The organism is Bacillus sp. 220_BSPC (genome assembly GCF_001054655.1).
Lineage (GTDB): Bacteria > Bacillota > Bacilli > Bacillales > DSM-1321 > Peribacillus > Peribacillus frigoritolerans.
Map to the genome: position 1 here is coordinate 1 of NZ_JVPL01000281.1, position 10,965 is coordinate 10,965.

The 10,965-nt window shown below is 38.3% G+C and carries 11 protein-coding genes; 3 read left to right on the plus strand and 8 right to left on the minus strand.

Annotated features, from left to right (window positions below; translation table 11 throughout):
• Positions 1-198 precede the first annotated feature (198 nt).
• The 4 genes from ADA55_RS22180 to ADA55_RS22195 all read right to left on the minus strand — a co-directional run bounded on the left by ADA55_RS22180 (position 199) and on the right by ADA55_RS22195 (position 3,109).
• A complete protein-coding gene (locus ADA55_RS22180) occupies positions 199-696 on the minus strand; it encodes an SRPBCC family protein (protein WP_048687635.1) in 498 nt (165 codons plus the stop codon).
• Between the two features lie 26 nt (positions 697-722).
• Positions 723-1,034, minus strand: a complete 312-nt coding sequence (locus ADA55_RS22185) for a hypothetical protein (protein WP_048687636.1) — start codon at positions 1,032-1,034, stop codon at positions 723-725.
• Between the two features lie 96 nt (positions 1,035-1,130).
• Positions 1,131-1,775 carry a Type 1 glutamine amidotransferase-like domain-containing protein gene (locus ADA55_RS22190; protein WP_048687637.1) on the minus strand — a complete coding sequence of 215 codons (645 nt, stop codon included), beginning with the start codon at positions 1,773-1,775 and terminating at the stop codon, positions 1,131-1,133.
• Positions 1,776-1,906: 131 nt separating this feature from the next.
• Complete coding sequence (locus ADA55_RS22195) at positions 1,907-3,109, minus strand: macrolide family glycosyltransferase (RefSeq protein ID WP_048687638.1); 1,203 nt, start codon at positions 3,107-3,109, stop codon at positions 1,907-1,909.
• A 287-nt stretch (positions 3,110-3,396) separates the two neighbouring features.
• Between ADA55_RS22195 and ADA55_RS22200 the strand changes: the two genes are divergently transcribed.
• Together ADA55_RS22200 and ADA55_RS22205 are read left to right on the plus strand one after the other, a co-directional pair.
• A complete protein-coding gene (locus tag ADA55_RS22200) occupies positions 3,397-3,972 on the plus strand; it encodes a pyridoxamine 5'-phosphate oxidase family protein (protein WP_048687643.1) in 576 nt (191 codons plus the stop codon).
• 49 nt (positions 3,973-4,021) lie between these two features.
• The gene (locus ADA55_RS22205) at positions 4,022-4,432 is read left to right on the plus strand and encodes a DUF2306 domain-containing protein (protein WP_226990529.1); all 411 of its coding nucleotides are present in this window, start codon (positions 4,022-4,024) and stop codon (positions 4,430-4,432) included.
• 559 nt (positions 4,433-4,991) lie between these two features.
• On the opposite strand, the gene map is transcribed toward ADA55_RS22205, so the two are convergent.
• The 4 genes from map to ADA55_RS22225 all read right to left on the minus strand — a co-directional run bounded on the left by map (position 4,992) and on the right by ADA55_RS22225 (position 8,643).
• On the minus strand, positions 4,992-5,732 hold the full coding sequence (gene map, locus ADA55_RS22210; protein WP_048687639.1) for a type I methionyl aminopeptidase: 741 nt from the start codon (positions 5,730-5,732) through the stop codon (positions 4,992-4,994).
• Positions 5,733-5,902: 170 nt separating this feature from the next.
• Positions 5,903-7,258 carry a TrkH family potassium uptake protein gene (locus tag ADA55_RS22215; protein ID WP_048687640.1) on the minus strand — a complete coding sequence of 452 codons (1,356 nt, stop codon included), beginning with the start codon at positions 7,256-7,258 and terminating at the stop codon, positions 5,903-5,905.
• 395 nt (positions 7,259-7,653) lie between these two features.
• Positions 7,654-8,211, minus strand: a complete 558-nt coding sequence (locus tag ADA55_RS22220; protein WP_048687641.1) for a cysteine hydrolase family protein — start codon at positions 8,209-8,211, stop codon at positions 7,654-7,656.
• A gap of 198 nt (positions 8,212-8,409) precedes the next feature.
• Entirely contained in the window at positions 8,410-8,643 is a 234-nt protein-coding gene (locus ADA55_RS22225) for a hypothetical protein (RefSeq protein ID WP_034304346.1), read from the minus strand.
• Positions 8,644-8,904: 261 nt separating this feature from the next.
• Here ADA55_RS22225 and ADA55_RS22230 point away from each other — a divergent pair, with 261 nt between their 5' ends.
• Positions 8,905-10,362 (plus strand): S8 family serine peptidase, encoded by a 1,458-nt coding sequence (locus tag ADA55_RS22230; RefSeq protein WP_048687642.1) that lies wholly within the window; start codon positions 8,905-8,907, stop codon positions 10,360-10,362.
• Positions 10,363-10,965: the final 603 nt, after the last annotated feature.

Here is a 10,965-nt window from a genome sequence, read left to right on the forward strand (position 1 = left end):
AAAACTTCAGCTGCTTTCAGGAAATCCGCTCCCTTACAGCCGACTGTCTGTCAAGCCTCGTTGGCACAAGTGCCTGTGGGGTCTCGGCTAGCCAGTTTTTCGGCAGGAGTGTCGCAAATTTCTTCAATCCATTCCAACCTTCAGGGTTCGGGATGTGATTCCGATTCCCTTTTGTCTAAAAACTGTGGCCAACGTCCATTAACCTTTATAGCTGACTTGTCCAGTTTCAACCAATTCTTTCAGTCCCATAAACATTAAATTCCAGCCATGTTCAGATCCATCGTGGTACTCTTCGAGAGCTTTTTCGATATCGGATTCTGCCCAATTTTCTTCATGAGGAACGGTGATGTTTTGTGAAAATGTCATTTCACAGCCCTTTTGATGTTCTTGCAGCTCAACTGTAATCGTATCTGCCGCTTCACTGAATTGCGGCATTTTAAACGTGAACACTAATTTATTGGGCCGGTCCATTACAAGGTATTCCCCTATCGCCCGATAATCTTTTCCATCGCGATGATCAATAATCTCCCAAGCTCCTCCCACTTGAGGATCATTTTGTGCCACTTTATTTGTCCCCTCCAATGTAAAAAACCATTTTCTCATCATCCCAGGGTTCACCCATGCATCAAATACCCTTTCAGGCATTACATCAAAATTTCTAATCATCTTTAAAGTGGTTGTCGAGTATTTTTCCATTTACATACTCCCTCCATATATCATTTTTACATACTTTTCAATTCTTCTTTTGAGACAGCACGCCAACCGTGGGCTTCCAGTTTCTCCAAATAAGTTTCCATCCTGATTTCCTCGATTTCGATCGCAAGCGGGTGCAGGGATACCAAACATTCATCCGAAGCATAATTTATGGTAACCTTTACAACTTCATATCCATTATGAAATCGTGGATCGAACCCGGGATCATCAATTATATCCCCTGTAACAGGACGAATATCAGATTCAAATGTTTTCATCATTAACCTATTCTTTTCTTGTTCTTTTATTGATGTAATGAAGATCATTAAATTTACTTTCATTGCAGTCTCCTTTTCTCTATCCTTAGCTTCCTGCGACCATGCTCCCGCATATGAAAAATGCTGCCGCGGCTTATTGGGATAAAGCGCCTGCCAGTTTTATAAGACTTTGAAATTCACTATTTCCTTTTTCAAATTTTGAAACGAATAGATATCATTTATACCTTTATATAGTTCCCCTTTCTTGGAGAAAACTGCACTTCCATTTGGTATTGCATATATCTTTCGTTCATTTGATAGGGGAAATAATTCTCCATCTATATTATCCTCGTAATGGACCTCAACGCTAAACCCCACTAATCCTAAGCCCTTGATCACTATCGTTTCTGGATAGTCTTTATCTTTTGTGATTATGCAATCATTGCCGAAAGCTAATGAGCCCGCACTATATCCAATGATTAAACCTTGAAAGTTTTTGATAATTGATGTAAGTCCTTTTTCTTCAATTACATGGATTAACCGTTCTGGCTTTCCACCTATAAAATAAAGAATATCATGTTCTATTATAGACTTTTCCATTTCTTTGTCTGAAAGGTCTTCATTTAATAATTCAATACTTACATTCTCCATGATTGAAAAGGCTTGTTTAATACTTGCCTTCCAACTTTCATACCTGGAATTGTCGGTTGCAAAAGGGATTATTAAAATCTTAGCTTCAGGTTTAATCATTTTTGAAAGTTCCAGGAACACTTCACGTAATTCATTATTCGTGTGATTTCCGCCACCAATTAAACAAATTTCCATATATGTCCCCCATTTTATTTTCTATGTAAAAAGGGCAATACCTTTTTAGGTCAACGCTCTTCATGCCCAAAGAGTGGCATAAGAAAAAAGATTTCCATACCCACTAAGAAAATGCCGCCGATCATTCATTTTTAAATATCGTATTGTCTTTTAAATTTAAAAATCTCATCAACAGCTTGGTGATATCCACCCGATTTTTGAAACGATTCTTTTAAACTTGAAACAGTTTTATGAAAAGTTGGGTCGTTTAATACATGATCTGCGGCCTTACGCAGTTGTTTTGCAGTCAAGCTTTGCATTTGTAATGTAATACCGGCTCCAATATTGGCAACTTGCCCTGCAATCATCGGCTGATCCGCGCTTTGCGGGATGACAATTAGCGGAACTCCATAGTAGAGACCCTCATTTGTACTATTCATTCCGCCATGTGTGATAAATAATTTAGTGTATTTTAGCACGTCCGTTTGTGGAACGTATTTTTTCACAATGAAGTTTTTGGGGATCTCTCCTAATTCAATTAGCGGGGTTTGTTGACCGACCGACATGACCACCGTGTGATCGCTATTTCCAAATGCTTCAAAACAAAGCTTATAAAAATCAAGAGACCGGTTAAAAACCGTCCCAAGCGAAATGTAAAGGGGACTTTTTCCTTTGATATCAGCAAGGTCAAAGTTATCCTGCTTTATTCGTGAAGAGATGGACGGACCTACAAATTTGTAAGTTTGGTCGAATGCTTCTTTAAAAGGTTGAAACTCCCTAGTTGTATAAACGATTGAAAGTGGTGCAGGATTACAAAAAACTTCGTAAGCAGAATGGATCTCCACATCATATTTTTCCTTCACCATTGCCGTCAGTCTTTGAAATTCATCTTGTATAGGTTTACCTATTTCTGGAGTGATTTCTTTAGAAAGCTGTTCCAGCATTTTATCGAATGTTGCTTTTGTCTGTCCAAAAGAAGTACAAGAATTGATTGAGGGAAGCTTAAGGATTTGGGCAAGCATACGTCCACAGCCAAACATGGAATCATGGATGATGTAATCGAAATGCTCTCCTTTGATCTGTTCAAGCACGCTAGGTATGACGATATCTACCGTATGTAAAAGACCGTTGATTCTTTCGAGTAAATAATTTCTTCCCCCTGAGAGAAAAGCTTCTATAAATTTTTCACCGTCAATTGTTCGTACAGTAGCTCCCGTCTTCTCAATACGTTCTCGAAAAGCTTCTATCGTAAAGTACACTACCTCTTCTCCACGCGAAATAAGCTCTTGCACAACTCCAATAGTTGGATTGATATGTCCTTCTGATCCAGCATTAATAAATAAAACACGTGCCATTTTACCACTCCTTAGATGATTCTGTAAGAGTCTGGTCATTGTCCCATCCCCTTCCAAATTCAAACAATATAAATTTATCATAGTACAATACTGGAAAATCTCAAATTCTTAATCACCCTTGTAATCTAAAATTAATATCGTTCATAAAGGTCAGCCGGATTCTCAAAGGGAAAAGAGCGATGTATGTAGCTATCGCTTTTTTCATCAGGGGAGTAAAGCTGAAAAAGGTAATCCACTCATTAATAGAGAACTTATATTTTAAAATGGATTTCTTTGGAGGGATAATGATGGCAAAGTATTTTCCGGAAATGTTAGCTGAGCATCAAAACTTCATAAAGAAACAGCATTTGTTTTTTATTGCAACGGCACCTTTGGATGCGGCGGGGCATGTAAACCTTTCTCCAAAAGGGTATGATACCCTTCGCATCCTATCATCTACCGAAATTGCGTATTTGGATCTAACCGGGAGTGGTAACGAAACAAGCGGACATATTAATGAAAATGCCCGGATCACCTTTATGTTTTGTGCATTTGAAGGTCCACCGATGATCTTGCGCTTATATGGTTCAGGCAAGGTGATTCTGCCTGAAACAGAAGAATGGGATCGGATGATAGGTCATTTTGAAATGATGCCCGGTGCAAGACAAATCATTTTAGCCAAAATTCATAAAGTCCAAACCTCTTGCGGATATAGTGTCCCCTTCATGACCTACTCCAGAGAACGTGAAACATTGAATCGGTCCAACATGAAAAAGGGTGAAGCTGAACTGGAAAATTATTTGCGTGAAAAGAATTCATCCACCATTGATGGCATTCTGACACCATTAGGGAAAAAATTATCGAATGACTCTAAAACCACCTAAAATTCTGCCTGTTACGTACAAACATAATAAAGGAGTTAAAAAAGGTAGGATGCAAAAAAAGGGTTGGTGGATTTTAGTTATAGTCTCGGTTGGGATTATGATTCCTTTCATGATCCCCCATCTAACTTTAAATCCTGCTAACAGCCGTGTAGATATTACTTCGACAACACAATATTCTATACTGGTTACACGTATTGGTTGCGCCTTCATTGCCTTAATAACAGGTTTTCTTCAGTTTATGGATCGTATTCGTTTGAAAAATCCAATGGTTCATCGCTATGTAGGGGATGTTGTCAGTGTTTTTATTAGTGGAATTCTTGCTCTAGCAGTTGTCTTCTATATAGAAATCTTCACAAAAGCAACAGCTTTTCTCACTCTGGCCATTCTGTGGTTATTCACATGTTGGAAGGGTTACCGTACAGCTGCTAAGGACATTTTAATGCACACCGAATATGGATGATGCGCAGTTTTGGTATAACTCTAGTAGCAGTCAGAGCACGTGTACTAGTACCCGTACTTCTCATTACTTATTACACTTTTAAAATGGATTTATGCTTCCAGAAGGAAGAGATAAGATGATCGAGGAAGTATTGAATGTGAACATTTGGGCAGGGCTCGCTCTCAACTTTGTCATAGTGGAGTGGATGATCCTTAATAAAAAAACCGGGTAGGGAAATCAGTTAATTGACTTGTTTGGTGAAGATTCTTTGTAACTAAAAAGAGTAACTATTCGCCGCTAAGAATAGTTACTTCAAATGAACCGGATGGGAATAAAATAGGACAGGAGAGAGTTGTCCTATCCACTTTCATTATATGGAGTAACGATTACAAGGTGAATAAATTATCTGTTAGAGAAACAGTTTGAAGAAACTTTGCTTAACCTGCCCCTTTAGTTCGATAAGAAAAGGAGCTGCAAAAGCAACTCCTTTAGATGCGAGAAACATTCTTTTAAACTGTTACGAGTTTATATGTTACTTCAGGGCGAACTACTTATATCGTCTTTTCTGTCTATGCTTGAATTAAAGCGTGACAATGATCGGTCCATTTTTAGTAAGGATAATCGTATGTTCCACTTGAGCTACAAAGCTTTTTTCTGTAGCATAGGTCCAACCGTCTTCTTTTTGGAATACTTCTTCTTCAAAGGTTGAGATAAATGGTTCGAATGCGATAACCATCCCTTCCTTTAATATTTCATTATCCCATGGATCATAATAATTACAAATATGGTCAGGTGCTTCGTGTATTCTACGTCCAACACCATGTCCTGTAAGGTTTTTGATAACCGTGAACCCATGCTGTCTCGCTGTTTCGAACACCGCTTTTCCGATTCTGCTTTTTTTGGAACCGGGTTTTGCTTTCTTAAGGCCCGCTTCAAATGCCTTTTTGGCGACGTCGCATAATTTCGCTAATACTTCTTCTCCTTCGCCTACTACAAATGAGATTCCTGTATCTGCGAAATAACCGTTCTTTGAAGCGGATACATCTATATTTACTATATCCCCTTCACGAATAACCCGATCACCCGGAATGCCATGCGCCACTTCATCATTTAGGCTGATGCAAGTATAGCCAGGAAAATCATATACACCTTTTGGAGCTGAAACTGCACCCGCTTGTTCTAAACGTTCCCCGGCTATATCATCAAGTTCTTTGGTCGTTATGCCCGGAATTGTTCTTTGTACCAATTCATCTCTAATGGAGGCAATAATTTTGCCAATTTCCTTCAAACCATTAAAATCATCTTCTGTTTTTGCAATCATTTTTTTTCTACCTCATTATCTTTTATCATCAATAAACTATATAAGCATTCATTATACCTTTTATTTTAGCGAAAAATAAAAGCAATGTACATAATTGGGTACGATGCCCCTCAGCTTGAATTTTTCCTCGATCAAGAAAAAGACAACAACATTTGCAGCAGTACCTTTTTTTATCCTATAATGATGCGCTCTTTAGGATAATGATACGCATGTTTTAATGGTTTGCCCCCCATACTGAATAAGAAGGTAAACATCCCGATTTTCCCTATAAACATTAAAGTCATGATTACGACCTTCCCGGCAGTACTCAATTCCGGTGTAATGCCAAGCGAAAGGCCTACAGTGCCAAAAGCAGAGGAAACTTCGAATAAAATTTCCGTTAGGGAAAAGGCAGATTCAATGCATTCAAGAATGACAACTGCCACACTGCACAGGATCATACCTGTTGTGAAAACGATGAATGACTTGATGATATCTTCCTCATCGATCTCCCTTTTGAATATTTTTATTGTTCTGTTCCCTTTCGCATAGTTGTAAATGGTAAGCAGCATCACAGCAAACGTGGTGGTTCGTATCCCACCCCCAGCACTGCTGGGGGATGCCCCTATGAACATAAAAATACACAGTAACAAAATGGTAGGTACTGAAAATTGATTGACGTCGCTGATCGCCATTCCGCCAGTCCTTGAAGATGTCGAATAAAACAAAGAATGGACAAAGGATTGATGCCAAGTCGTTTCCACATAGAAATGACTGTACTCAAACAGATAAATGAGAATGGCTCCAATTACGATCAGTATGAAAAAAGTTGCGGTTGTAATTTTTGTGAACAAGGAGAACCGGAATGGCATCTTTCCCTTATGCCTGAGCCACTGACTTACCTCCATTAAAACAGGAAACCCAAGGGATCCGATAATAAAGAGTACTATATTCAAGGTCAGGACAAAATAATCGTGTGCAAACGGAATAAGTGATTTTCCTGTGATATCAAAACCGGCATTTGTCGTAGCAGACACAGAAGCGAAGAAACCCTGCAAAAAAGCCTCTTGCCATGTTGGGAAATACTTCAAAAAATATGTACCGAAGACAATAGCCCCTAATAGCTCAATCATGACAAAGAAAAAGAAGATCATTCGTATGAACCGAACAATCCCGGAAAAAGTGGGGCTGTTTTGTTCTGTCGTCATGAGTATTCTTGCCCTGAGTCCTATTTTCCTTCCTGATACAAGCCATAGTATGGTTCCGAAAGCCATGACCCCAATTCCACCAAACTGGAGGATGATGGCAAAAATAAACGTACCGGGAACACTGAGCAGCTGGCTTACATCTGCCGTGGATAATCCCGTTACAGTCACCGCACTAATAGAAATGAATACTCCATCAATAAATGAGAGCTCTGCATTCTGCGTTTGAGTAATAGGAAGCAGCAATAAAATGGTTGAAACCACTACAGCTACCAGGTAATAAAAAACAATGATTTGAGCAGCAGATAGCCGTTTTGTTAAATTCTCTATTTTACTATTCATTTCTCTCCAACTTCTATATGTTTTTGACAAACATATACCTGATTTGAACGTACCATTGCATAACTTCAACTTATATTAATTTGTCCATTAAATTAAGAAAATAAACTACCCCGTTAAAGAAGACCTCATAGGATCGAATGACTGCGTTATACAAATCTAGTTTGCATAAAAGCTAAAACCCCTTAAGGACCTCAAGGGGTTTAATCGTTCGTCAGTTCCGCAAGAAAAAAAGGCTGCCGAAGCAACCCCACTCATTGAAGAAAGCATATCCCTGCTTAGCTTCTCAAATAAACAACACTGTTTCTTCGTTCTACTTGAAAATTTAAATCATCCTTACAAACCAACATCTTTATTATTCTCCAAATCAAAAGATATGCCATATCAGTTGAAGATGATTATCGATAATTATTGTGAACGGGTGTAAACAAATCTTCATTAGAATTTCTAACAAGTGAAAAATTGTCTACATTATAGTGACCGTGAAGGATTTCATTGTGATGAAGGATTATTTGATTTGCAGATAAGTTCTTGGAATCAGAAGTGGAATGACCATCACCAACTAATGTTACATCAAAATGATTGATTGTTGCTGTTCTAACGGCTGAATCAATACAATGTTCCGTCTTACATCCCATTATTACAATATGGTCTACATTGTTTTCACTTAAATGTTCGTGTAATGGAGTGCCATAAAACGAATTTGTGGCAGCTTTATCAAATATGATAGCAGTTGATGGCACCTTAATATCCCTGTGTATCTGGAATCCAGGTCCTTCACCATGTGAAACATCTAAATCTCTTATAAAAACAACAGGGATATCTTCCTTTATCGCTTTTTCAATGACAGTATTAATGTTAGTAACGATTTTTTCTTTTTCAAAGACTCCTTGTTCCACCTTATTGCCTTCTATTAATTCCTGTTGAGCATCGATTATCAGTAATGTTTGTTTCAATATTTTCCCCCCTAAAGTTATTGGCAGCTAGATTTTTCCTGTTTTTCATCAGAAGCAATTCTTACTAAGCTCTTTATATTTTCGTCAATGATTTACCAATACCTTCTTGAACGATCCTGCCCCTTTATCTCCAAAAGAAAAAGCTGCCTTAAAGACAGCTCCGATCATCACAAACGCACTTGATAGCTGAAGAGCCTGTTACTTTCCGGAGTTCTCATCAACAGGTTTTCGTTTATGTTTTTCATTAATGATCTTTTTATTAAATATCTTAACTTCTCCAACCATTAGTAACCTCATATCCTCTACAATATACTTGGCTAACTCTTGGTCAGTGATGTCATCTCCATCAATATCAAGGCGGAATTCCTGCCCTTGAAGCCCACCGCCATTAGTAAACTTGATTTCAAAGTCAAATTGAACTCTTTTATCCATTTGAACCCTCCTCATAGATTGATTGATACTGGAATTGCATTAATATATAAACCTTTTGGCGACACAGGGTTTTTACACCTTTCATAGTTCCCACTAGACATATTCTAGACAAAAAAACCTTTCCCTTCTTCAACTGACTGCCCGGATCATTTCATAAATAAAAAGAGCTGCCAATAGATTCATTAGAAAAACTTGGAATTTAAGTTGTTGTATATTAAGATAGTATATGGTTAATATTTTCCATTATATAGGAGGAGACATATGAAAAAGAGAATTCTACATACGGTACTTTCGATTGCTGTAGGAGCAGGGATACTTTCCGTTGGTGTTGTTCCTGCCCAAGCTAAGAGTCAAAATCAAGAGATGAATGACTCATACGCAATAGCTTTTAAAGGTGGATTACCAGCGAATTATCAAGAGGTAATACGGAAAGCCGGTGGTAAAGTAACCAAAGTCCTTCCCGAAGTTGGAGGAATAGAAGCTCAATCTGACGAGCCTTCTTTTCTTAAAAACCTAAAAGCTAATTCTTCAATAGAAGCTGCTAACAGGGAAATTCCCCTAACCTTAGACAAAACAGCGGTCAGCCCTTATAACTATGGATCCAGTATCATCAGCCAGCAAAATTCTGAGAGTTATTGGGACTCCCAATGGGATATACAAAGGGTGACCAACGACGGGAAATCATATGATTTAGAAACAGGCGGATATAAAAATAAAGATGGAAGCATTACTCATAAAGCAGTGATGGGAGTGATTGATACCGGAATTGATGAGTCTCATCCTGACTTAAAGAATAATAATTTAGGCGGACGTAACCTTGTTCCTGCTGGAATGGATGAATCTGAAACAGGTGATCCCACTGATATTAAAGATCGCAATGGGCATGGCACTCACGTTGCCGGGATCATTGGAGCAAATGGTAAAGTAAAGGGTGTAGGACCTGATTTAGGAATCAGATCCTATCGCGCATTATACTCAGAGCAAGCCCTTGGATTACCAACTTGGATTATAGATGGAATCATTGCAGCAACAAATGACAAGGTAGATGTTATTAATATGTCTCTACGTTTCTATAATAATAACAAAATGACAATTGAAGGAGAAAGTTATAAATCAATCGCTGAAACGTTACTTTGGAAGAGAGCCATTCAATATGCAGTAAAGAATGGAGTAACTGTAGTGGCCGGCAGTGGTAATGAAAGTTTAAATTTAGATGACAAGAAGGAAGTTAACGAATTTTTAAATAAATTGTATGAACCATATGGAATGAGCGTGAAAGGGCCTGCAACCGTGGTACCAGCACAGCTGCCAGGAGTCATTAATGTGTCTGCCACCACAAAATGGTCAACTCAACAGCTTGCTTTCTACTCTAATTATGGAAACAGTGCCATTGACGTTGCAGCTCCCGGAGGGGATTACGGGCCTGAATATGCAGAAACCAATGACCCTGCGGCGGCTGATCCAAGTAACTTAATCCTTAGTACTTGGCCTACCTATTTAGGTACTTCATATGAGTTTAATGCTGGTACTTCCATGGCCACTCCTCAAGTAGCTGGAATTGCAGGGGTTATTAAGGCAGCTCATCCGGAATATACACCGGCCCAAGTAACCGCACGCATTAAGCAAACAACTCTTGACTATGGAAAGAAAGGACAAGATGCTTTATTTGGTTCAGGAGAAGCAAATGCTTATAGAGCATTAGAAAATATAAAGAAGTAGCTTATATTTCTGAAATATTAATAGTACAAGGAAGGGTTCTTGATAAGAACCTGTGTAACCCGAACAGTAATTGGGAAAATATATCCATAAAAAAAAGACTAAATATAAAAAACGGAAACACATAAAATGCGTGAGGCCATATTCTAATTAACAGAACTCACCAGTTAAAATTCATCCCCAACTTAATTGTTGGGATTTTTTTGTTTTATCGCTTAATTACAATTTCCAGTCCAAGTAAATACATATTTTCCAATTTGTGTTATATAGTTATCCTTCCCCTTTATTTTCATAAGGAATGACCGCCGGCTAGCCTCAACTTTTTATGATTTTGGCAATCTTGAAAATTCCAAAGCCGCAAAGAATTATGAGACCTAAGTCTTTATTATATCCATATAATACCACATCAGGAATATCTACTTATTGAACTAACGCACCCTTTACACAAACCTTTGTTTTTAATTCTATAAAAAAAAGGAACCGCTTTTCACAGTTCCTAAGACTTTAGGCAAAAGGAGTTCTATCCAAATTTTTAAACATAGTTGATTGGAACGGAAGGTGCGAGACTCCTGCGGGAATAGCGAGTCCAAGGGAGACCCCACAGGC

Excerpts from the sequence above, each read along its gene's own strand:
- ADA55_RS22230 (WP_048687642.1), top strand. The coding sequence starts at position 8,905 with ATGAAAAAGAGAATTCTACATACGGTACTTTCGATTGCTGTAGGAGCA.
- map (WP_048687639.1), bottom strand. The coding sequence starts at position 5,732 with ATGATTGCAAAAACAGAAGATGATTTTAATGGTTTGAAGGAAATTGGC.
- ADA55_RS22185 (WP_048687636.1), bottom strand. The coding sequence starts at position 1,034 with ATGAAAGTAAATTTAATGATCTTCATTACATCAATAAAAGAACAAGAA.
- ADA55_RS22205 (WP_226990529.1), top strand. The coding sequence starts at position 4,022 with ATGCAAAAAAAGGGTTGGTGGATTTTAGTTATAGTCTCGGTTGGGATT.
- ADA55_RS22195 (WP_048687638.1), bottom strand. The coding sequence starts at position 3,109 with ATGGCACGTGTTTTATTTATTAATGCTGGATCAGAAGGACATATCAAT.
- ADA55_RS22180 (WP_048687635.1), bottom strand. The coding sequence starts at position 696 with ATGGAAAAATACTCGACAACCACTTTAAAGATGATTAGAAATTTTGAT.
- ADA55_RS22190 (WP_048687637.1), bottom strand. The coding sequence starts at position 1,775 with ATGGAAATTTGTTTAATTGGTGGCGGAAATCACACGAATAATGAATTA.
- ADA55_RS22200 (WP_048687643.1), top strand. The coding sequence starts at position 3,397 with ATGGCAAAGTATTTTCCGGAAATGTTAGCTGAGCATCAAAACTTCATA.
- ADA55_RS22215 (WP_048687640.1), bottom strand. The coding sequence starts at position 7,258 with ATGAATAGTAAAATAGAGAATTTAACAAAACGGCTATCTGCTGCTCAA.
- ADA55_RS22225 (WP_034304346.1), bottom strand. The coding sequence starts at position 8,643 with ATGGATAAAAGAGTTCAATTTGACTTTGAAATCAAGTTTACTAATGGC.